Source organism: Streptomyces sp. NBC_00344 (genome assembly GCF_036088315.1).
Taxonomy (GTDB): Bacteria; Actinomycetota; Actinomycetes; order Streptomycetales; family Streptomycetaceae; genus Streptomyces.
Genome location: NZ_CP107996.1, coordinates 212,547 through 234,458 on the forward strand (window position 1 = coordinate 212,547; position 21,912 = coordinate 234,458).

Consider the following 21,912-nt stretch of genomic DNA (forward strand, 5'->3'; position numbering starts at 1 on the left):
TGGCCCGACGGGAGCCGGTGCGCTTGCGGCGACTGTTCAGAAACAAGTTCTTCGTGAGCACACTGACGCTCACCGCCTTCGTGGCCCTGCTCGCCGGAGCGAACCTGGCCGCCCGCCTGATCATCGAGCAGAGAATCGCCTCTGTCATGTCCAGGATGACGGGTTCCGATCCCGATGTGGAACCAAGTGGTCAGCTGTCTCTGCTCGCCGTTCTCAGCAAGCACGTCGCTGCGGTGGACGTGACCAGCCACAACACCAAGGTCGGTACGTTCTCCGGCGCGAGAGTGCACATCCGCCTGGATGATGTGCGGTTCGGGAGCGGCAGGACGAGCATCGGCAGTTCACAGGCCGCCATCGACATCCCGGCGGCCGCGATAGCGCAGCAGATCGGCGCGGGCGGTATCACGGTCGCGGAGGTACGCCCCGACGCCGCGGCCGGCACGCTCACCCTGCGCATGGGCCCCGGCGGCATCGCCCAGGTCGTCCTCAGGCCCGAGGCCGATTCGGGCCGTCTCACCCTTAGCCTCGGCGCGGTGGAGATCTTCGGCAGGCCGGCCCCCGAAGCGACCAGACGAGCCATCGAGGCCAAGCTCCCCGACGGCTCGGGTGGCACGTCCTATCCGCTCGGCATGTCCGTCAGGTCGGCCGAAGTGACTTCGGAAGGACTGCATGTCGTACTGCACGGCGCGAGAACGAGCGTCACTTCGGCATGAGATCCGGAGCGGTTCTGTGGTGGTGCGGAAGCGTCCGTGGCGCGGATGCGTCCGTGGTGCGGATGTGCATGGCAGCGGTGTCACGTGTGTGCGCGGACAGTGCGCACCGTGCGTCCGCTCCGGCTCCTGTGGTCTCCGACCTCTGGCCCTGGCTCCTGACTTCTGACCGGGAACGTCGCGCGCCGTCGCAGCCGGCCGCCGACTCCCGCGTGGTGAACGGAAGCTGCCCGAGGGACCCCCTTAGCCGGCGACGGCCGTCGGCCCCTGCGACTTCTGGGGGCCTCAGGTATCTCCGCCGACGGCGAGGGCGGCCCGGGTGGCGGCGAAGAGGCGGGCGCAGCGTTCGGTCATGGCATCCGCCGACTGGCCGGGGTGGTTGATCCACCAGCGGACCAGGGCGGTGACCACGCCCCGCCAGGCGTACTTGAGCGCGTCGGCGTCCAGGGGGTCCGCGGATCCGGCGGCACGGAGCAGGCCGGCACTTCCGGTTGCCGCGAGCTGGTCGATGGCGGCCCGGTACCCTGCGGCGCGCTGGGCGGATTCGCTGCCGGCCGGGAGAGCCGGGTCGTAGAGCACGAACCATGCCTCACGCCGTCCCTCCAGAGCGGTGAACAGGGCACGAAGCACCAGCAGGGGCGTGTGCGGGGCCGTGATCTCGCTCTGCCCCATCGCCGCGCGTACGGCGCCGAGCAGTTCGTCGCCGACCGGAGTCAGGCAGGCGAGGTAGAGGTCCTGCTTGGAGCCGAAGTACTGGTGCAGCAGGGCTTTGGTCACCCCGACCCGCGCGGCGACGGTGGTCAGAGAGGTGGCCTCGTAGCCGTGGCGGCCGAATTCCTCGGTGGCGGCGGCGAGGATCTGCCGTTCGCGGACCGCCCGGGGAACGCCCTTGGTACCTGCTCGGGAGCGAGGAGAGATTGCCATGTCCACGATATTACCCTACGGTAAATTACCCAGTGGTTAGTTCGCAGGATCAGCGGAACGGAACTTTCATGGCCGACGCTACGACCGCGCCCCGCACCGCCCGCGCCCGCTCCTGGTGGGGCTGGGGGTGGGCCGACGAGCACCCGGACGACGCGGAATGCATCGCGATGGGAGCGCTGCTCCCCGGTACGCTGCCGCGCCCGCTGCCCATCCCGCGCGTTGCCGACCTGCGCATCGGCCGGCCCGCCGCCGAGCCGCCCCGAAGCCTCGCGCATCTGGTCACCGCCGACCCCGGGGTGCGCGCCGCCCACGCCATGGGCAAGGCGTACCGGGATGTCATCCGCGCCCTGCGCGGCCGGCCCGGCCGGATACCCGATCTCGTCGCCCGTCCGGCGAACGGCCAGGACGTGGCCGACCTCCTGGAGTGGGCCGGCGGCCACGGCGTGGCGGTGATCCCCTACGGCGGGGGCTCCTCGGTCACCGGAGGCGTGGAGTACCGAGGCGACGCACACCAGGTGGTGCTGTCCCTCGACCTGACCGCGATGGACCGGGTCCTGGAGATCGACACCGACAGCCGCGCCGCCCGCATCCAGGCCGGCGCGCTCGGCCCCGCGCTGGAGGACCAGCTCAGGCCGCACTCACTGACGCTGCGCCACTTCCCGCAGAGCTTCGAGTTCTCCACCCTCGGCGGCTGGCTCGCCACCCGCGCGGGGGGTCATTACGCCACCGTCCACACACACATCGACGACTTCGTACAGTCCCTGCAGGTGGTCACCCCGGCGGGTGTCGGCACCTCATGGCGCCTGCCCGCGTCCGGCGCCGGGCCGTCTCCCGACCGGCTGTTCCTCGGCTCCGAAGGCGCTCTGGGCGTCATCACCGAGGCGTGGATGCGCCTCCAGGAACGCCCCCGGCACAAGGCATCCGCCCCCGTGTCCTTCGCTGACTTCCCCGCAGCGCTGCGCGCGGTGCGAGCAATCGCCCAGTCCGGTCTCACCCCCGCCAACTGCCGCCTGCTCGATCCCGGCGAAGCCGCCCTTTCCGGCGCTGCCCGGGACGGCCGATCCCTGCTCGTCCTCGGATTCGAATCCGCTGCCGCGCCCGTCGATACCGACCTCGCCCAAGCACTGGACCTGGCCCGCGCCCACGGCGGCGTGACCGCCGTTCCCTCCGCCGGCTCCGCCGACGGGGCCGTCGGCGCGTGGCGCTCGGCCTTCCTGCGCATGCCGTACCTGCGCGACGGCCTGGCCCGGATGGGAGCCGTCGTCGAGACCTTCGAGACGGCCACCACCTGGGACCGGCTTCCCGCGCTGATCGATGCCGTCCGCGACGAGGTCGGCGCCGCCGCGCGCGAAGCCACCGGCCATCCGGCCACCGTCAACTGCCGTCTCACGCACGTCTATCCCGACGGTGCAGCGCCCTACTTCACCGTGCTGGCCGCCGGCCGGCCCGGCGACGAGGTCGCCGTCTGGGACCACGTCAAGGACGTCGCAACCGACGTCCTCCACCGCCACCGCGCCACCATTACCCACCACCACGCGGTCGGCCGCGACCACCGCCCCGGCTACGACAGGCAGCGCCCCGAGCCGTTCGCCCTGGCCTTGCGCGCCACCAAGACGGCGCTCGACCCGCACGGAATCCTCAATCCAGGAGTGCTCGTGGACTGACCCAGGGAAACCCCGAGCGGGTCCGGGCGCCACCCCCTGCGGCGCGTGCACGGCGCGGTGGACACTGGGTCGTGCTGCCTGCGCGCGGGTGCAACAGCGCGTGAGATGGGCCTGCTCGGCACCCGCTGCCGCCGCCGGTGCGGCGCCGGCGGCCGCTCCAGTGCTAAGCGGGTCTCCCGTGGGACGGGCACTCCCGGAGGAGACCAGAGGCGCGAGCCCACCGGACGGCACGTCAGGCGCCGGTGGCCGCACACGAGCCCGTGGGCCGGCCGGTGGCCCTGACGGGCATCCGGCCGACCCACGGTGCACGCCCCGGGAAGGGCGCGCCGTCACCTCACTGCGAGCGCGCCGCGGACCGGCGCCGGTCGAGCACCAAGCCGAGAGCCACTACCAACACGGCCACCAGAGTCGAGAGGATGACCTGCTCGCGCCCCGAGTCGTCGGTGAGCATGTAGATCAGCACGAACGAGATCATTCCGATGGTCGCCCACGTCAGATACGGGAACAGCCACATCCGGACGACAAGCTTCTCGGGGTTCTCGCGCAGGATGATCCCGCGCATCCTCAGCTGCGAGAAGCAGATGGCGAGCCACACGAACAGGGCGATCGCACCTGAGGAGTTCAGCAGGAACTGGAAGACCGTGTCCGGCCACAGGTAGTTGAAACCGACGGCGACGAAGCCGAAGACAACGGACGCGAGGATTGCCACCCGCGGAACACCACGGCCGCTCGTACGGGCGAAGGACCGCGGAGCGTCACCTCGGCGGCCGAGCGAGAAGGCCATCCGGGAGGCGGTGTAGAGGCCGGAGTTGAGGCAGGACAGAACGGCGGTCAGCACGATGACGTTCATGACCTGGCCGGCGTGCGGGATCCCGATGGAGTCGAGCGCCGCGACGTAAGAGCCCTTGTCGGCGATCGCCTTGGAATTCCACGGCAGCAGAGTGATCACGACGAAGATCGAGCCGAGGTAGAAGATGCCGATGCGCCAGATCACGCTGTTGGTGGCCTTGGTGACCGCCCGCTGCGGGTCCTCGGACTCACCGGCGGCGAGGGTGACGATCTCGCTGCCCATGAAGGAGAAGACGACCATCAGTACACCGGTGAGGATCGCCCCGGGTCCGTGCGGCATGAAGCCGCCGTGCGAGGTGAGATTGGAGAAGGCGGCCGTGTGGCTGTCCGAGCCGGGCAGCACGCCGAACAGGGCGAGCGCTCCGAGCACGATGAAGCCGGCGATCGCGACGACCTTGATCCCGGCGAACCAGAACTCGAACTCTCCGTACGAGCTGACCGAGGCGAGGTTGGTCGCGGTGAGGACGATCATGACGATCAGCGCCCAGGCCCACTGCGGGACGCCGGGGACCCAGCCTTCGAGGATCTTCGCTCCGGCGGTCGCCTCGACCGCCAGCACCACGACCCAGAAGAACCAGTACAGCCAGCCGATCGAGAATCCGGCCCAGCGGCCGAGAGCCCGGTCCGCGTAGGCGGAGAACGATCCGGAGGTCGGGTTGGCGGCCGCCATCTCGCCGAGCATGCGCATCACGAAGACGACCAGCGCGCCGACGAGGGCGTACGACAGAAGAATGGCGGGGCCGGCCGCGGCGATGCCATTGGCCGAGCCGACGAACAGGCCCGCGCCGATGACTCCGCCGATTGCGATCATCGACAGATGACGGTTCTTGAGCCCGGCCCTGAGGCCGTCGGGCGACGCTGGCGACGAGCCGGGGTCGCCGGTCGCCGGCTCCTTGGCCATGATCGGAGGTGTCGCGCTCATATGCACGTTCCTTCACTGCAGTCTTAGCACTGGGTCGTTGGGGGGATGGCCCCCTCAGCCCCTGGTTCTGGGGTTACGAGCCCCCGCATTAGAACTTTTCGAAGGCTTCTTACGGAAGACCTGAATCCGTATCGTTGCTTTCACGCTGTGTTGCGTGGTCGCCTGCCAGGTGTCACTCCCGACCCTGCGGCGGTGTGCCTGCCCCGCCTCGTGGCACTCCCGTGCGTGGGGGGACGATGTCCGGTCCGGACAGACATCCGGCCCCGGGCGACCGCGGCGCGGGCGATCGGGACCGGATGACCGGGACCCCTGCGAATCGCCGTCCGGTCAGCGCCGCGTCCGCCGCCAGGGGCGCGCCCGTGGAGGCGGTCGAGTGGGGGTATGCCCGCCAAGTAGGCGTAGGCGCCGACCCGGCAGGCGCCCGGCCTGGCGCTGCTCGACACCACGGGACGGGAGCGGGGGGCGGCGTATGGCCGGCCGCTTCGATGAGCCCGTGGGCGGTCCGAAGGGCCGCTCGGACCGGCGCGTCGAGCGCTGGATGGTGCACGGGTCGAGACCGGCCCACTCGCCCGCCGTGGTTCGCAGCACGCCGCGGTGAGCTCATCGGTGCGACCCTCAACCAGGCATCGGCGGACAGACATGGGTGACATAGATCACCACCGTCACACCGCCCCGGCGTGGCCAGTGGCCGGCCGGAAGCACTGCTGAGGCAGCCAGATCACCGACCGAACGCGTCGCGGGTGCGTAGAGACACGTCCTGGCCGAGGAGGAGACGCCAGGGGCTGCGGAATGCCTGCCGGCGGCGTGCGGCGGCCGGCCGTCGGCTGCTCCGCGCAGCCGGGGAAACCCACCCGGGCGGCCCGCGGGGCAAACCGAGCCTACGGAGAGCACTGGGAGCCCTGGAACATCTTGCCCGCTGCATCGTCCCCGGCTCGCACGTCCCGGCGTCGGGTCGTGCGAGCCGGGTGCGGTCCAGGCACGACCTCCACGGCCGGCCGCCGGGGACATGTCACCGACGGCCCTCGCATGCTTCAGCCGCGCAACAGCGTCACCCGCAGCCGCAGCCGGGAGAGGTGGTGGCGGCCATGGTGGCGGCGCAGCAATGCGCAGGGCCTGCCGCTGCCTGTGCGGGCGTCCGTGGAGAGAACGCCCGCCAGTGCGTCGGCCGGGCACCCGCTCGGCCGACGGGTTGTCCGTCGAGCGGTGCCGGCACGCTCGGTCCGGTCAGCCCACGCGCTCGATGCGGGCGTGACGGATCAGGAACTTACCCGGCTCACGGACCTGCTCGAACGCCGCGTTGTTCAGCAGCGCGCAGCTGCCGGAGGTCGCAGTGACCTCCACCGTCGTGGACTTGTCGTTGTCGAGGTTGGTCACCTTGAGCTTTGTTCCGGCCGGGAACTCACTGCTGGACGCGGCCGGTGCGCCGGCCTCTCCGGAGAGCGTCACGGTCGACCCGGCACAGACGACGTCACCGGTCGCTTGGTCCCCTCCCCCGGGCCCTGTGGTGCCGGCCCGGTCGCCCGCCGGGGGTGCGGTACTCGGTGCGGTACCGGCCTGGGCGTCTCCCCCGGGCGGCGCGGCCACATCCCCCTGCGCCCCCGCCGCCTCGCCGGCGCAGCCGGACGCAGCCTGTTTGCGCTTGATCTCCTCGACGACGGCCTGCCGGTTGGCGATACGCGCGGCCGACTGGGCGTCCGGATTCGCCTTCTGACCTGCGATGAACTGCTCGTTGTTGCTCAGTGCGGTGGCCAGTCCGGTACAGACGACCGAAGAGGCCGCGTCTGCCGGGCCCGACTCCGCGGCCTGGCTGGTCCCGGCCACGACCGCGGCTGTCCCGCCGGCAAGCGTGGCAGCGGCGATCAGCAGGGTGAGCTTCTTCTTCCGGCTGAGAGTCTTCTTGCGTGACACGAGGGGCTCCTGTCCACGGCCGGAACGTCGGTGCGCTCCGGCACGGCTGTGGTGCGGGTGTCCCTACGTACGGGTAACCGGCTCATTCGTTTCAGCCGGTCCACTAGTAGAAGGCCGGACGCCCCGGTGCGCGCCGGGTGTCCATGACGTCGCGCTGATGCAGGCGATGCCGTCGGCCCTCGCGCCATCCACTTTCTGTTTGCCCGGGTTCACGCCTTATCAGAGTTTCGCCACATACGGTTGCCTCTGCATGGTGGTTCCTCCCGCCGTGCACAGGCGAAGGGAACGGGATGGAGCCCAGCGACCCCGGTGAGACACGACGCCGTACGGCTTTCCGGCGACCGGATGCGAGCGACGCGGCGAGGCCGCCCGGCGGCCCGGGGCCGGCGACCGGGTCCACTGCGGCGCCCCGGCATCCCCGGCAGGGCTCGTCAGCGGGCGAGGGGGACGGCTCATCGAGCACGGGAGGCGGCCGGTATTTCCCGGCCCTGCCGAGTGGACCTCCGCCCGGCCCCGCGCGCCCGGCGTTCTGGCGCAGTCCCTTGCGCGGGCCATGGCTGACATCGGTCTTCGGTGTGATCCTGCTGGTCGGTATCACGGTGCTGTTCGTCACCGGGCTGCTGTCCTACGCGGCCTACAACCCGAATCTGCCGGGCAACGACCGGACACCGGACAAGGGCTGGCTCGGTTTCTATCTCTTCTCCTGGCCGACGAGCCCCTATTGGCTCTACCGCCTCACGCAGGGCGTTCACGTCACGCTGGGAGTGGTGCTGATCCCGGTACTGCTGGGGAAACTGTGGTCGGTCATCCCGAAACTGTTCTCCTGGCCGCCTGTGCGCTCACCAGGTCACGCACTGGACCGGTTGTCGCTGATGTTTCTCGTCGGCGGCGCCCTGTTCGAGTTCGTCACCGGAATCCTGAACATCCAGCTCCACTATATTTTCCCCGGTTCGTTCTACACCCTGCATTTCTACGGGGCCTGGGTATTCATCGGTGCATTCATCGTGCACATCACCTTCCGCATTCCCACCATGCTCAAGGCGCTGCGCAGCCGTCGCTTGCGCGGCGTGCTGCGAACCCCGGCCGCCCTGACGGAGACCGAGCCTGCGGACGACACGGGGCTGGTGACGCCGAATCCGGCACCTCCCACCATGTCGCGTCGGGGTGCGCTCGGCCTGGTGGGTGCCGGTTCACTGGCCCTCCTCATCGTGACGGCCGGGCAGAGCATCGGTGGTTCCCTGCGCCGAACAGCTCTCCTGGCGCCGCACGGACGGGATCCGGGTACGGGCCCCAATGGATTCCAGATCAACAAGACCGCCGCACATGTGGGCATCCGTGCCCGCGACATCGGGCCCGAGTGGCGGCTCGTTGTCCGGGGCGGGGACCGGGAGCTGCGCTTCACCCGCGGGCAGGTCCTCGCCCTGCCACAGCACACTGCCGCGCTGCCCATCGCCTGTGTCGAGGGCTGGTCGACCGACGACCAGGACTGGACCGGGGTCCGTCTTGCCGATCTGGCGGCGCTGGTCGGACTGGGCGCCGATCCTCCCGGCGTCTTCGTCGAGTCCGCTCAGCGCGGCGGATCCTTCAACTCCACGCACCTGCGCGACAACCAGGTCCGAGACCCCAGATCGCTGCTCGCCCTGCGAGTGAACGGCAGCGATCTTTCTCCGGACCACGGATACCCGGCCCGCATCATCGTCCCGGCCAATCCAGGCGTCCACAACACCAAATGGGTCACCCGGCTCACCTTCGGAACGGTGGCAGGGACATCGTGAAAACGATCCGCGCACGTTACGGAGCGTCGCCGCTCCATCTCCTCCTGGTTCTGTGCTCCTTCGCTCTCACCGTCTACGCGGGGCTCCGACTCCTCAAGGGAGACACTCTCGCCGTCGTCATCTGGTTCGTGGGCGCCGCGCTCCTCCACGACCTGGTGTTCCTGCCGCTCTATACCGTCACCGACCGGGTACTCCAATTCGTCTTCCGGCACGGAAAGGGCGAGGCGAAGCACCCCGACCGCGTCGGCGGCCGGATCAACTACATCCGCGTGCCGGCCTTCGTGGCCCTGCTGCTGCTCGTCGTCTGGTATCCGCTCATCCTGAGACGCGTTCCGGGATATCCCTCGTACACGGGCCTGTCGGCCGGTGTGTTCCTGGGGCACTGGCTGCTCATCACCGCAGCTCTCTTCGCAGCCTCTGCCCTGTGCCTGCTCACCGCCATGTGGCGCCGGCGATCACCCCACGCCGTCTGAGCCCGGGCTTCGGCGGTCGTGGGGTGGTCATCGACCAATTGGCGCTGTGTGGCCGGAAGCTACGGGCAGGGCTTCCCGGTGTGGTCGGTCACGGCAGGATCTCGATGTACCCGTCGGTTCCGTGCACGCGGATCCGCTGCCCGTCCTTGATCAGCCGGGTGGCCTGGTCCACGCCCACGACGGCCGGCAGGCCGTACTCCCGGGCGATCACCGCGCCATGGGTCATCAGGCCGCCCACCTCCGTCACCAGGCCCGCGATTCCGACGAACAGCGGCGACCAGCTGGGGTCCGTGAAGGCCGTGACCAGGATGTCGCCGGGTTCGAGATCGGCCTCCGCCATGTCGAGGATGACGCGGGCCCTCCCCTCGATGGTCCCGGCGGAAACCGGCAGGCCGACCAGGGCGCCGGCGGGCACGTCATCGCGCCGGTACGCCCCGGTGACGGCTTCACCATCCGATGTGAGTACCCGGGGCGGTGTGAGCGCGCGGTACGACCGAAACGCGTCCCTGCGCTGCTGGATGAGCCGGTCATCCACCCGGTTCGAGCGCACGACCTCGTGGAATTCCTGGAACGTGAGGTAGAAGACGTCCTCCTTCACAGCAAGCACGCCGGCCTGCACGAGGCGCTCGGCCTCCTCCAGCAGGGCCTGCTTGTAGACGAAGTAGCGGCAGATGATGCCGTACTTCGGGTACTCCCGGTACCCGATGAAGGTTCTGACCCGGTCGATCATCCGCTTGGCCTCGTCGGCTTTCCGGTCCCCGTCCGGCAGGGCCCGCAAGCGTGACAGCACGTCCTGTTCCTTCTTCTGCGCCTTCTGCCGCCCTTTCTCGAAGCGCCGCCCGGCGGCGCCCGGCTCGAAGTTCCTGACGTTGTCGAGGATCACGGGCACGAGCGTGGTGGGGCGCTCGCGCCAACGCGGCCTCGTGATGTCGATCTCGCCGACGCAGCGCATGCCGTACCGGTCGAGGTAGCTCTCGATGGCGTCGCGCGCTTCGGTCCCGCCCGCGAGCTTGGCCAGTTCATCGAGGAAGCCCTCATCCTCGACGCCCTGCAGGAACGCCACCACCTCCGGCTGCGAGCGGATCACGTCCGCGACGTCGAGCAGCGCCAGTCCCATCTCCGACGTGACGTTGTCGGGGGCGGACAGCGTGAGCGTGTCAGCCGCGTTCTTCTCGCCAAGCCACTCCCGCAGCTTGTCGTTGAGCCACCACGTGGCCTCCATCCCCGCCATGATCACCTGGATACTCAGCGGATCGCTGAGAACGCGCTTGTGCTCCTCGAAGGCCTCCAGCAGGAAGTCGAACAACGCCGGTCCGGTCTTCGTCCGGATGTCGCGCTCCAGGGCCGCGATGGACACCTGGCTGCGCTCCAGCAACGCGGTGACGACGGCCGGATCCGTCTCGATCGGGGCGAGCGCACCGCCGGCCGGCGGCCGACCCGGACCGGCGTCCGGAAGCGACGGGACGAAATCGTCTCGCTCGATGACGGTCTCCAGGGCGTCCCTGACCAGCGGATCGCCTTTCCCCATGAGGTCCAGGAGGCCGGCGCGGCTCGCGGGTGAGGCCAAGCGGCGGGTGACGTCGACGAACAGCCTCCCGCCCGCCGCGTGCATCGGCACCATGGCCGTCAGCTGCCACATGGAGAGCCCCAGGGGCTTCATGGGGTCGGTCATCATCTGCTGATGGCCGACGGATACGTAGACGTGATTCTCCTGGTCGCCGGTCTCGGGGATGGGGATGGGGAAGAGCGTCGTGATCGGCCGGCTCTGAACGATCTGGAAGCCGTCATCGGCCAGGCACCATTCGACGTCCTGCGGGCGGCCGAAGTGCGCTTCGATCCGCCGTCCGAGCTGCACGAGCCGCACGACCTGCGCATCCGTCAGCGCCGGCTGCTCCTGACGCTGCGAGTCGATCGGCACTTCCTGCGTACCGCCGGCCGGCAGGGCCTGCACGGCACAGTGTTTGGCGGCGATCGCCTTGGTGACGACTTCGCCGTGTCGCACCGTGAAGACATCCGGGTTCACCAGGCCGGAGACCAGGGCCTCGCCGAGGCCGAAGCCGGCGTCCACGGTGGCGACCTTCCGGTTGCCCGTGACGGGGTCGGCCGTGAACAGGATGCCGGACGCATGCGGGAAAACCATCTGCTGCACGACCACGGCCATGCGGACCGTTCGGTGGTCGATGCCGTTCCGCCTGCGGTAGATCACGGCCCGCTCGGTGAACAACGAGGCCCAGCACCGGCTGACGTGCTGGAGGACCGCCGCCGGCCCCACGACGTTCAGGTACGTGTCCTGCTGGCCGGCGAAGGAAGCCGTCGGCAGGTCCTCTGCCGTCGCACTGGACCGGACGGCGTAGGCGGCTCGCTCGCCGGACCGGGCAAGCGCGCCAGTAATCGCCACCGCGAGATCGTCCGGGATGGCGATCCCTTCGATGGTCCGGCGAATCTGCGCGCTGAGCGTGCGGATCGCCTCCCGGTCGTCCGGGTTCAAGCGCGACAGCTGATCGAGCCGATCGGCGATCGACGGCGCTTCCGCCATGATCCGCCGGAAGGCGTCCGTCGTCACGCAGAAGCCGCCCGGCACGCGGATGCCTTCTATCCGCGACAGCCCGCCCAGGTGCGCACCCTTGCCACCGACGACCGCGACCTGCATCTCGTCAATCTCTTGCAGATCCAAGGTGTACTGCTCACTCATTGCGATACCTCCGAGGCAGCCGCGCTCCGTTGCACTGCGGTGACAGGTCGAGTCACCGGCGCATCCCACTCTGTCGAACCTCTTGTCGAGCACGTCCTCATCGCTGGCTTCCTCGCCGCCGGCGAGTCGGCCGGCCGCTCCGCACAGTCGGGCGGAGCGCACCCCGCACCTCCGCGCCGGAGACCCGCAAGTGGACTGCCGGTCCCGCCACTGGTCCGACGTCGCCGCGTCCCCCATACGCCGACAACAACTCACGCACGTCGTGTCCCCTCATTTCCGCAGGTTGTGGCATCGGCCGATGATTCTGCGCCGTGACCCGGGTCTTGCGGCAAGCCCCCCAGCGCGCTATAAATTGAGAGTGGCAAGGAGAGCTCTCTCCTTGCCTTTGCGTTTTGGCGTCCCATGGAACCGACAAGCCTCTCGCGAAGCGGTGGCTCGACGCGTAGGGGTACGCGTCATCGGCGTACGGCGGATATCCCATTCGGGCGGTGCGACAACGCGGCTGGGTGCCGTGACCGGTGTCGCGCGCCCGCCAGGGATTACGGGACGGCCCTCGGCCCTCAGCCCGCGCACGGGCTGTCGACAACAGTGCCGGTGCCGTCAGCGGTGTCCGGGACGGTGGCACAGACCTGCTTCCCACTGTTCGGGTCGGTCACGGTCACCTGCCCGCTCGTGTCGAAGGATGGCGTCTCCCGCGCCCGGTACAGGCCAAGGGAGGTCATCGCTGTCGAGTCCAGGAGTGCGTCGCGCGGCGACGTGCGGCACGGCGGCGGAACGTAGGTGGCCGCACCGCCGGGCACCAGTCCGCTCGGGTAGACGAAGGTGGGTTCCGGCGCGGCAGTGGCGCAGCTCCGGGCGGAGTCCAGTGCCGCGCTGATGACCTGCTGACCGGCGGCATGCAGCCCGTCGCTCGCCTGCTCGTCCTCGGAGTGATGGACCAAGAGTCCGAGCCCGCCCAGACCGCACATGGCGAGTCCGACCCCGAACAGCCAGCCGGGCAGGCGTCCGGAATCGCGCTCCCGTCGTGACAGCACGGCCACGGCGCCTGCTGTCACGACGACCACGCCGCCGGCCCCCAGTAGGGCCACGGCAGGCCCGGTCGACATGGGCCCGAAGTGCTCCCCGTTACGCGGCATCCACTGGGCTACCAGCATCCGCACTGCCCCCATTCGATAGTCGGCCGCCAGCCTAAGGTCGGGGAGTGGTGCGGACTACGGGCACGGCGGCCTCGTTCTGTGGTGATCGGAACCGCGCCACGCTCCGACTGCGGGCGCACACCCGCTTGAAGGTCCTGCGCCGGGTTGGGGTGACGTACGAGGAGGGCACGGCCCCGGTGCCGGCGGTCGGCACGTCGTGCTGTGCGGCAACTCCCCAGCGCCGGACCAGGTATGTCGAAACCCGCCAGCACCACCCCTGAGGACACCGGGCTGAACAGGTGACGGGTCAAAGGCCACTCATCCTGCCGGGCCCTTTCCGGTACGGTGCTCCGATCCGAGGGCCGCGGCGCCGACGCATACGACGGCGGCCAGCGCAAAGCCCAGCGCGGCCGGGTCGACGTAGCCGGGAACGGACTCTGCGGCGTAGCTACCGCCGTCTTTCGTCTCGCAGACGAACCGGAGGGGCACGTAGTCCACGGTGTACCCCACAACGTGCAGCGCTCGCTCCCACTGGCCCGGCGTCCGGCAGGGCTGAAGCGGCGAGGAGCCTGCGCCACCGTCCTCCGCATCCAGGACCGCAAGGCCGACGACAAGCAGGCCCCACGTGTACACAGCAGCCGCGACTGCGGCCAGGAATGCGGCGAGGCACCGGAACCACGTCTCTCGATCGGCCCGCCGCAGACCGATCCGGCCGAGGGTACCGAAGCTGTAGCCGGCGAACGCGAAGCTGAGCAGCAGGCCGACCGGAATGAACAGCAGAAGCAGGAGCACCATCGGTCGAGTCCACCAGCACAAGATCACTGCTGCTGTGACGGAGGCCATAGTTCCGGCAACAGGGGTGTCACAGCTTCCGCGCAGCAACACCCCTCCTCCCCCCGTTCGAACCACACCCCCTGGCGGCAACCCGCACGCACCGGCGGCAACACCGGGGTACGGCTGGACACCTACGGTCAGGACGTGGCGGCCGTCCGCGTCCTGCGCCGGTCGACGACCGTCCGCAGCTTCCCGCTGGTCGCTGTGCGCTCGAACGCGTCGGTGCCGGTGAGTTCGACCCTGAAGTCCAGCAAGGCCTCGCCTGTCACCGCCGCGCCCAGCTCCGGGATCCGGTCGAGGAAGACCTGGCGGGCCTCGTCCTGGTCCTTCGCGTACTGGCGGTCCAGACGGATCATCAGGCGTTCCCGGCAGTCACCAGAGGCGAGCAGCAGCTGAAGTTCACCGCGGTAGCCGAGACCTTCCTGCGCGCTGCGTACGAACGTGCGGTAGTTGAAGTGGTAGGTACCGATGCGGACGATGTCGCCGTGCCGTCCAAGGAGTTCGATGCGCGGGGTGTGGCTGCCGCAGCCGCACACACCCTCGATCGCCCGGCCCAGGTCCCCGATCTGGTAGCGCTCCAGACGCTGCCCGGTGCGGGTGCGGGTGGTGAAGACGAGTCGGCCGGGCCGGCCGACTGGCACCGGACGGTCCTCCTCGGGGTCGAGGATCTCCAGGGTGTGCAGGTCGGTCAGCACATGGTGCTCGGATCCCCTGGCGTGGGTGCACTGGTATCCGAGCGGGCCCAGGTCGGTGCTGCCGTAGGCGGCGGAGCGGATGAGCCGTACGCCGAACGTGTCCGTGAGGATTCGCCGTTGCTCGTCGGTGAAGTGCTCACCGCCGTAGAAGACCTTGCGGATCCCGCCGTAGGCGCGCAGCCGCTCACCCTCGGCGTGGAAGAGCTGCCACAGGTAGGAGGGCATGCCGAAGAGGGTGTCGACGCGGTGGGTGACGAGGGTTTCGGCCACGGCGGCGTGGTCGGGCCCGGCGGCCAGCGGAATCTGAGTGGCGCTCAGGCGTTCCAGGATGGAGAAGAAGCTGATGAAGCTGCCGTACATGCCGCCGCAGAAGAACAGGTTCGCCGCCCGGTCGCGGGCCGGGTCGAAGCCGGCGGCCACCAGGCCGTCGGCGGAGGCGCGCATCTGGGTGTCGTAGTCGTCGCAGGTGAAGACGGACAGGGCCGGGGCGCCGGTGCTGCCTCCGCTGCGGAAGTACAGCTGGGCGTGTTCGGGTGCCAGGGAGCGAAGTTGCTCCTGGGCGCCGCTCTTGTCCATGAGTGGCCCCCGGGGCGCCGGAGGCACCGGCGCGGGTCCGGCCAGGTCGTCGAGGCAGGGGGTGGTGGTGAAGCGGGCGTCGGCCTGCACGCTGACCCGCCGGCTGTAGCGCTGGAGGGCGTAGACCCCGTCATGGGGCGCGCCCTCGTAGCTGTCCAGCATCGCGCCCAGCGGGGTGATCCGGTCGACGCCGGCGGCGACGACGGCGCGGGAGATCCGTGCGATGTCGGCACGGCTGCCGCCGATGGCGGCCGTCTGCAGATAGCGGCGCATGGGCCGCAGAGTGGTGGTGATGTCGGTGCGGGGCAGTGGCTTGACCCATACGCTGCGATGCAGCGGGGATGCTGTCAGGGCCGGCCGCGTGTCGGCGATGACACGCCAGCTGCCGTCGTCGGCGGCGATGACACGGGTCAGACCGAGATGCGCCTCGGCCCGGGCCACGAGTTCGGTGGTGGTGACCTCGGCCTGCGCAGCGCGGTCCGCCAGGTCACCGGCGCCGGGCGCCGGCTGCGGGAAACCGGCACTGACGGTACCGAGAACAGCGGCGAACCGCTCGGCGAAGGCGAAGAGTTCAGCGGTGTCGTCGGTGTCGAGGTAGACGACCTGGGGGCTGGAGCAGGCTTGCTGTTCGAGGCGGCACACGTCTGCCGCGAGCGCGGCGAGCGAGTCGCCCGCTTCGGGCCCCTGCCAGGCGTCGCGGGTCAGGTACGCGAAGGAGATCTTGTGGCCCCAGACCACGAGACGGCAGCCGGGCTCCGCGAGGTCCGTGACGCCGCGCACCGCATCCTCACCGCCCCAGACGGCGATGGCGTCCGCGGGGGAGCACATCAGCCGCAGCAGGTCCTGCCGGCTGGAGGAGAAGCGCAGCGCGACGACACGGGAGGCGACGGCGCCGCTGGGATCGGCCGCGGCGAGCTCCGCCAGCAGGTGCGGGGCGAGGAGGCTGTCGCCGCTGCTGGTCTTGAGGACGTTCACGTTGCCGGCGAGCAGACCCTCGACGACGCTCAGCGCGGCGACGGCAGGCGCGTTGCCGGGGGCGATGTGCGCCAGGAGGCCGACCGGCGCCCAGGCCTCGTAGACGGTGTCACGGGCGTCGGGACGGGTGAGACGCTCGGGGCGCGGGCTGCCCAGTTCGCGGCGCAGTTTGCGTTCGAGTACGGGCCGGGAGATGGCCCGGGCGAGCTCGGCGATGACGGCCCGGGCTTCGTCCGGGCCCGTCGCGCCGTCGGCGAGGTCGGTGGTGAGCCTGGTGTGCAGGTCACTTCCGGGGGTGGCGAGCGCCCGGCCGACGGTATCGCAGGCGTCCAGGACGGTTGCCGTGGCCAGCGGCCGGGCCAGCGCCTGCTCGACGAGTGCGGGCAGGTCCGCGAGCCGTTCGGCGGCCTGTTCCTCGGTGAGGAAGACACCCTGCCAGAAGTGGAGTTCGCTGGTCATGACAGGCCCTTCAGGAGTTCGGCGGCGGCCACGGCACAGCTGCGGTTGCGGCTGACCCCGGCCCGGCCGTGGATGCGGAACCACGGCGTGGACAGCGAGCAGTCGCACTCCTCGCCGGGGTGCAGGGAGGCGAGGTCTCCCATGACGACGCTGTGCGCGGGTACGGAGGTGATGTACGGGGAGACGAGGTGGAGGTATCCGATGTCGCCGGACGGCAGCGGCTCCAACGTGCGGGTGTCGCGGACGGAGGCCCTCGCCCACACGGGCACGTGAAGCCGGTGCCGGGCGCATTCCACGTAGGGCACGCAGTGCTCCACGGAGCCGAAGGTGTCGCGGATCCGGTCGGACTCGACGCCGAGCCGCTCGGTGATCTCCCCGTAGAGGGTGTCCTTGCTGATCTGCTGGTCCGCGTGGTTCTTCCAGCCGCCGCCCAGGACGACGAGGGAGCCGGGCGGCAGCCGAAGGGGCGGCAGGCCGTCGGCGCGCATGCGTTCCAGGGTGAAGTGCAGGAACGCGGGGAAGCCGAGGATGCGCACGGGCAGCCGTTCCCTGGCGTAGCGCCGCAGGGCCTCGATGCAGCCGTGGACGTCGAAGGCATGTCCGGAGCCGGTGCGCCGCAGGGCGTGGGTGATGCCTTCGGCGGGGGCGAAGTCGCAGAGGTAGTTGTCGGTGAAGGAGGTCCCCAGCCGCACGTCGGGAGCGGGTTCGTAGCTGTAGAGCAGGTAGTTGACGGGCTGCTGCGGGGTGATCCAGCCATAGTGGTCGAAGATCCGGGCAACCATCCGCTGGGCGCTGCGGATGGTCCACTCGTCGAAGAACATCTGCGACTTCTGGCCGGTCGTGCCGGAGGACGTCAGGTGCAGGAAGATGTCGTCGCGGGGGACGGACAGCGCCTCGTGCCGCTTGAAGAAATTGGCATGCAGCAGCGGTGCGCGGACGCCGGCGCCGATGGAGGGCGCCGGACGCTCCGGCGGGTCCGTGAGCAGTGCGCGGAAGAAGGGCGAGCGCTCGGCGTGCCAGGCGTTGGCCTCGGCCATGGCGGCCGCGAACAGGGTGTCGGCTTCCGGCCCTGCGGCGTAGGGCGAGGTCAGGTCGCACAGGCGCTGGACGTGCGCCAGGCGCTCGGGGTCGGGGACCGCGACATGAGCGAGATGGGGATTCATCGGGCAACCTCGTGACGGGGCAGGTAGGTGGCGGTCCAGGCGGTCAGATAGGCGCTGAGGTACGGCTGGAGAAGGGCGCTGACGGCCATGGTGCGGAAGTCGGTACGGCGGTCGCTGCGGGAGAGGACGACGTGGTCGTGGAAGACATCGCCGGTCCTTCGCATGGCCGGGTAGAGCGCGCTGGGGACGAAGCCCGCGGACAGGTAGGCATGCAGCGCGGCGGTGTCGGACAGCGGAAGCAGGGTCTGTACGTATCCGGCTCCGGCGCGTGAGGCGGCAGCGACGATCGCGTCCAGGGACGGGATGGCGGCCGGTGGGTAGGGGTGGACGGCGAGCAGGGTGCAGCTGCGTGCGGCGGTGTCGACGTCGGCGTAGAACTCGAACTCGCCGTCTGGCGGCGTCAGGACCGCGTTGGGGAGGTGCAACGGGAGCCGGGCCGCGAGCGGTTCGGGGAACAGTTCACGGAAACGGCGCCGCACGAAACCAGGTGCGGTGATGACCTCCATCGGGGCACGGGCAGCGGCCGGATCTCGATGGGCGGCGGTGTGGGGTGCGGGGGCCTCGGCCGGACGCTGGTCACCGTAGGAAACGCCGGTGCTCTGCTCAGCGGCGCGCAGCAGGGGCAGCAGCGCTTCGGGCACGGCCTCGACACCGGCCCGGCGGCCGAGGACGCCGTCGGCGAAGCGGGCGAACAGGGCGAGGGTTTCGCAACCGGAGACGTCAGCGGCATTGGGCATGAGACCGAGTGGCCGGAATCCATTGCGTGCGACGACCTGTTGGGGTGCGGGCGAGACCGTGCGCACGGTGGCGTGCACGGAGTCGAGTCCGCCGGTGGCGAAGGCGTCGTCGGTGACGGCGCCGGTGAGCCGGCCGGCCAGCCCGTGGCCCCGATGGCTCGGGGCAACGGCGAGGCCGACCAGTTTGCCGGCCCGCGCGGGCCGGTCGGTCTGGACGACGGCGGAGCCGACGAGCTCGCCGGTGCCGGTCCGGCGGGCGGTGAGCCAGTGCGTGTGCGGGTCGGTGATGAGGCGGTGCATGACGGTGGGGTCGCTGCCGAGCGCCACCGGATAGCCGTGACCGTAGACGTCGTAGTACAACTGCCGCAGCTCCGCGATGTCCTGGGGCACGGCCGGTGCGAGGATCGTTGTCACCGGGATCCTCCGGGCACGGCCGCATCGCCGGCGCGGTCAGTGGTGTCGCACGCGGCGGCGCCCGTGTCACCCGCGCGGTCGGCCGCCCGGGCCGGGGACACCGTGCCTGTGGCCGGCTCCGGGTCGGAGGTGTGGCCGGCGTCAGGCCCGTTCGCGGGGATACGGCCGCACCACCAGAGCAGTGCGGCGACGGGTGCCAGGCCCGCGGCCTGCACGAGGCACAGCACCTGAGGGGAGAGCCGCTCGGCCAGGGCGCCGAAGGCGAGGGACGACACCGGGAAGGCGGCACCGAGCAGGGCCTGCATCATGGCGAAGAAGGCTGGCTTGTCGGCGGCGGGGACGAGCCGCTGGAACAGCGCCACGAACCGCACTCCGAGAACTCCCACGCACCAGCCGGCCACCGCCAGCGCGCCGACCGCCGTCACGCGGTCGGCGACAACACCGGGCAGGCCGAGGGCGGCGGCCATCAGCGCGAGGCAGGCACCCCCGACGTTCGCGGGGGCCCCGGGCAGGCGGGCACCCGTGAACGAGCCGGCCAGGGCGCCCGCACCGAGGGCAGCCTCCAGTGCGGCCACGGTCGAGCCGTGCGCGTGCAGCACCGAGCGGGTGTAGAGCGGCATGACGACATAGACGGCCGTGGTGAAGAGGTTGGCGGCGGTGAAGCACAGCAGCACACGCCGCACGAACGGCAGACCTGCCAGCACCTGGCGCAGGGTCCGGGGTACGGGCTCGACCGGTGCGGGCCCGGTCGCGGGCGGCGCGTTCATGCCGGCTGCCGCGGCCGTCTGGGCACCGGTGAGCGCCGGCCCGGCCGGGAGGCGCAGGAATCGGGTGGCGGCCACCAGGGCGCCCGCCAGCAGATAGGCGCAGGCGCACCCCGTGACGATGCCGCTCAGCTGCCAGGCGTCGACGACGAGCGGGCCGAGCAGTCCGCCGCCCAGGCCGGCCAGCGACTGGGTGGACAGTTCGAAGCCGGTCGCCGCCTCGATGTCGGCCTCGTCGACCAGGTCGGGGACAGCGGTGGTCAGACAGGGGTCGAAGAGCGCCTGACAGCCCGCCAGCATCAGCGCCGCAGCATATGCGAGGGACAAGGGGGGCGGTGTCACGTACGACCACCCGGCGGTGACGGCGGCGACCAGACCCGCCACCACCGCTGCGCCACTCATGACCTTGCGGTGCGGGGTGCGGGCGATGATCCGCGCCACCAGCGGAGCGAGGGCGACAGCGGGCAGCGTGCTCACTGCCAGGAACAGGCCCGAGGCCAGGCCGCGTTCGGAGCCGGCAGCGTGGGACACGAGCCACCACACCACACCGACCTGGAACATACGGCCGGATGCCTGCGTGAGGACCTGGGCCCCCCACACGGCGCCGAAAGCAGGATGGCGGAGAATGACGGGCAGGGGCCGCGGAGCCAGGTTCCCGGTCATGCCTGAAGCCGTTCGTCGAGTACGCGGATGAGCTTGCCGGATCGGGGGTTGACTGCGAGGTCGCCGTGGCGGGTGACCCACTCCACGCCGAGCGGATGGACGTGCCCGGCGTCGACCGCTTGGCCGTACATCGGGCGGGCGAGCAGAAGCTCCCGGGTGATCGCGTCCTCCAGGGTGGCGAGTTCGCCGGGTGATCCGCCGCCGGTTCGGGAATGCGTTGCCGAGGAGCCCGCGCCGTCGGCGGCTGCCGCACCTTGGCAGACCAGGCGCAGCACCAGTCCGTCGCGGCCGTCCCAGCGCCGGACTGCCAACTGGGTACCGGTGACACGGCCTTCGGGATCGGCGGCGCGCACGGTGTCCTGCACGTCCTGGGTGTAGAGGGACACCGGGCCGACCCGGACCCCTTCATCGGCACGGCCGAGGATGCGGAAGTGTCCGGCGGACACGTCGGTCCATTCGGCACGGTCACCCACGGGGTAGCGCAGGATGGGCATCAGGCGACGGCGCAGATCAGTGACGACGACCCGGCCGGGGACGTGCGGCAGGGTGATCGGGCATCCGGTGTGTTCGTCGAGGATCTCCACCACGGTGTGGGGTCCGAACGCACGGTGTACGCGGGGGTCGTCGCCGGGCACGGCCTGGCCCAGGAGTCCGGAATCAACGGCCGCGTAGCCGATGGACCGCATTACGGCGTTCGGGAATGCGGCTCTCAGCAGGGGCTGTTGGTCCTCGTAGAGACCTTCGCCGCCGAAGAAGAGGATCTTCACCTGAGGGAGCCGGCGACCCTCGCGCCCGAGATGGTCGGCCAGGGCGCACAGCGTCGTCGGGGTGGCCGCGACGACGTCGACGTCGAACTCCTCCAGCGTGTGCACGATGGACTCGGGGGGTGTGCCACCGCCGATGGGCAGCCGGACATTGGCGACCGGGGCACGGTGGAGCGAGTCGAGGATGAAAGTGAAGCTCGCGTACAGCTCCCCCGCGTAGAACAGGTCGGCCACGCGGTGGCCCGGCCGCAGACCTGCTTCGACGAGCCCGTCGCCGAACGCGGTGGTGAACTCCTGCCATTCGGTGCGGGTGAAGCAGGAGAATTTCGGGGCTCCGGTGGTGCCACCGCTCTTGAACACCACCGCTTCGTTCAGTTCCTCGGTCAGCAGCCGGTTGTTCCGTGGCGTGTTGGCTTGCCAGAATTCCGCCTGCGGGATCACCGGAAGGTCCGTCAACTCGCTTACATCGTCGGGGAGACCGGCATAGAGATTCCGGTAGAACGGCGACGTGTGACGCACGAAGCGTATGAGTTCCGGCAAAGGTTGAACGGGCATCGTTCTCCTGCTTTTCGGCATGCGGAGTGAGGCGACGGCGCGGGGTGTGCGCCGCCGTCTGCGGGAAATGAAGGGCGCGGACGCCGCTGATGATGGTGCGGCATCCACTGGTTCGAGTGGCCGGATCGGGAAGCGTTCGAGAACGCCACTTCCATCCAGGCGACTTCGAGGCGCGATGCTATGCCACGACTTACGGAAACTCCCAATCAACTCGACCGGTATACGGGTTATTTGAAAGATAAATCGAGGTGCGCACAGCG

The 21,912-nt window shown here is 70.2% G+C and carries 15 protein-coding genes; 4 read left to right on the forward strand and 11 right to left on the reverse strand.

Annotated features, from left to right (window positions below; all coding sequences use genetic code 11):
* Window positions 1-53: 53 nt before the first annotated feature.
* Window positions 54-713, forward strand: coding sequence for an LmeA family phospholipid-binding protein (locus OHS16_RS01095; RefSeq protein WP_328535224.1), 660 nt, complete (start codon window positions 54-56; stop codon window positions 711-713).
* Window positions 714-995: 282 nt separating this feature from the next.
* Here the strand turns inward: OHS16_RS01095 and OHS16_RS01100 are convergent, their stop codons facing one another.
* The gene (locus tag OHS16_RS01100) at window positions 996-1,634 is read right to left on the reverse strand and encodes a TetR/AcrR family transcriptional regulator (RefSeq protein WP_328535225.1); all 639 of its coding nucleotides are present in this window, start codon (window positions 1,632-1,634) and stop codon (window positions 996-998) included.
* Window positions 1,635-1,702: 68 nt separating this feature from the next.
* Between OHS16_RS01100 and OHS16_RS01105 the strand changes: the two genes are divergently transcribed.
* Window positions 1,703-3,298, forward strand: a complete 1,596-nt coding sequence (locus OHS16_RS01105; protein ID WP_328535226.1) for an FAD-binding oxidoreductase — start codon at window positions 1,703-1,705, stop codon at window positions 3,296-3,298.
* A 334-nt stretch (window positions 3,299-3,632) separates the two neighbouring features.
* Here OHS16_RS01105 and OHS16_RS01110 read toward each other — a convergent pair whose 3' ends face one another.
* Both OHS16_RS01110 and OHS16_RS01115 read right to left on the reverse strand, forming a co-directional pair.
* Window positions 3,633-5,069: an amino acid permease gene (locus OHS16_RS01110; RefSeq protein ID WP_443042535.1), complete on the reverse strand. Its 1,437-nt coding sequence runs from the start codon at window positions 5,067-5,069 to the stop codon at window positions 3,633-3,635.
* A 1,224-nt stretch (window positions 5,070-6,293) separates the two neighbouring features.
* Entirely contained in the window at window positions 6,294-6,977 is a 684-nt protein-coding gene (locus OHS16_RS01115) for a hypothetical protein (RefSeq protein ID WP_328535227.1), read from the reverse strand.
* A gap of 542 nt (window positions 6,978-7,519) precedes the next feature.
* On the opposite strand from OHS16_RS01115, the gene OHS16_RS01120 reads away from it, so the two are divergent.
* Together OHS16_RS01120 and OHS16_RS01125 are read left to right on the forward strand one after the other, a co-directional pair.
* On the forward strand, window positions 7,520-8,752 hold the full coding sequence (locus OHS16_RS01120; protein WP_443042536.1) for a molybdopterin-dependent oxidoreductase: 1,233 nt from the start codon (window positions 7,520-7,522) through the stop codon (window positions 8,750-8,752).
* The gene (locus OHS16_RS01125) at window positions 8,749-9,225 is read left to right on the forward strand and encodes a hypothetical protein (protein WP_328535228.1); all 477 of its coding nucleotides are present in this window, start codon (window positions 8,749-8,751) and stop codon (window positions 9,223-9,225) included. The genes OHS16_RS01120 and OHS16_RS01125 overlap by 4 nt, the downstream gene beginning before the upstream one ends.
* An 88-nt stretch (window positions 9,226-9,313) precedes the next feature.
* On the opposite strand, the gene rph is transcribed toward OHS16_RS01125, so the two are convergent.
* From rph to OHS16_RS01165, 8 genes are all read right to left on the reverse strand, one after another.
* Window positions 9,314-11,917, reverse strand: a complete 2,604-nt coding sequence (gene rph / locus OHS16_RS01130) for a rifamycin-inactivating phosphotransferase (protein ID WP_328535229.1) — start codon at window positions 11,915-11,917, stop codon at window positions 9,314-9,316.
* A 560-nt stretch (window positions 11,918-12,477) separates the two neighbouring features.
* Window positions 12,478-13,023, reverse strand: a complete 546-nt coding sequence (locus OHS16_RS01135; RefSeq protein WP_328535230.1) for a hypothetical protein — start codon at window positions 13,021-13,023, stop codon at window positions 12,478-12,480.
* A 348-nt stretch (window positions 13,024-13,371) separates the two neighbouring features.
* Complete coding sequence (locus OHS16_RS01140) at window positions 13,372-13,848, reverse strand: hypothetical protein (protein WP_328535231.1); 477 nt, start codon at window positions 13,846-13,848, stop codon at window positions 13,372-13,374.
* A gap of 176 nt (window positions 13,849-14,024) precedes the next feature.
* Window positions 14,025-16,592 (reverse strand): acyl-CoA reductase, encoded by a 2,568-nt coding sequence (locus OHS16_RS01145; RefSeq protein ID WP_328535232.1) that lies wholly within the window; start codon window positions 16,590-16,592, stop codon window positions 14,025-14,027.
* Window positions 16,589-17,755, reverse strand: coding sequence for a LuxE/PaaK family acyltransferase (locus OHS16_RS01150; protein WP_328535233.1), 1,167 nt, complete (start codon window positions 17,753-17,755; stop codon window positions 16,589-16,591). The genes OHS16_RS01145 and OHS16_RS01150 overlap by 4 nt, the downstream gene beginning before the upstream one ends.
* A complete protein-coding gene (locus OHS16_RS01155) occupies window positions 17,752-18,906 on the reverse strand; it encodes a GNAT family N-acetyltransferase (protein WP_328535234.1) in 1,155 nt (384 codons plus the stop codon). Before OHS16_RS01155 ends, OHS16_RS01150 begins: the two co-directional genes overlap by 4 nt.
* The gene (locus OHS16_RS01160) at window positions 18,903-20,333 is read right to left on the reverse strand and encodes an MFS transporter (protein ID WP_328535235.1); all 1,431 of its coding nucleotides are present in this window, start codon (window positions 20,331-20,333) and stop codon (window positions 18,903-18,905) included. Before OHS16_RS01160 ends, OHS16_RS01155 begins: the two co-directional genes overlap by 4 nt.
* Window positions 20,330-21,652 carry a phenylacetate--CoA ligase family protein gene (locus OHS16_RS01165; RefSeq protein ID WP_443042537.1) on the reverse strand — a complete coding sequence of 441 codons (1,323 nt, stop codon included), beginning with the start codon at window positions 21,650-21,652 and terminating at the stop codon, window positions 20,330-20,332. Before OHS16_RS01165 ends, OHS16_RS01160 begins: the two co-directional genes overlap by 4 nt.
* Window positions 21,653-21,912: the final 260 nt, after the last annotated feature.

What these genes read in the sequence shown, in the direction of transcription:
- OHS16_RS01100 (WP_328535225.1), bottom strand. Translation starts at nt 1,634, where the DNA reads ATGGCAATCTCTCCTCGCTCCCGAGCAGGTACCAAGGGCGTTCCCCGG.
- OHS16_RS01105 (WP_328535226.1), top strand. Translation starts at nt 1,703, where the DNA reads ATGGCCGACGCTACGACCGCGCCCCGCACCGCCCGCGCCCGCTCCTGG.
- OHS16_RS01110 (WP_443042535.1), bottom strand. Translation starts at nt 5,069, where the DNA reads ATGAGCGCGACACCTCCGATCATGGCCAAGGAGCCGGCGACCGGCGAC.
- rph (WP_328535229.1), bottom strand. Translation starts at nt 11,917, where the DNA reads ATGAGTGAGCAGTACACCTTGGATCTGCAAGAGATTGACGAGATGCAG.
- OHS16_RS01135 (WP_328535230.1), bottom strand. Translation starts at nt 13,023, where the DNA reads ATGTCGACCGGGCCTGCCGTGGCCCTACTGGGGGCCGGCGGCGTGGTC.
- OHS16_RS01140 (WP_328535231.1), bottom strand. Translation starts at nt 13,848, where the DNA reads ATGGTGCTCCTGCTTCTGCTGTTCATTCCGGTCGGCCTGCTGCTCAGC.
- OHS16_RS01145 (WP_328535232.1), bottom strand. Translation starts at nt 16,592, where the DNA reads ATGACCAGCGAACTCCACTTCTGGCAGGGTGTCTTCCTCACCGAGGAA.
- OHS16_RS01150 (WP_328535233.1), bottom strand. Translation starts at nt 17,755, where the DNA reads ATGAATCCCCATCTCGCTCATGTCGCGGTCCCCGACCCCGAGCGCCTG.
- OHS16_RS01160 (WP_328535235.1), bottom strand. Translation starts at nt 20,333, where the DNA reads ATGACCGGGAACCTGGCTCCGCGGCCCCTGCCCGTCATTCTCCGCCAT.
- OHS16_RS01165 (WP_443042537.1), bottom strand. Translation starts at nt 21,652, where the DNA reads ATGCCCGTTCAACCTTTGCCGGAACTCATACGCTTCGTGCGTCACACG.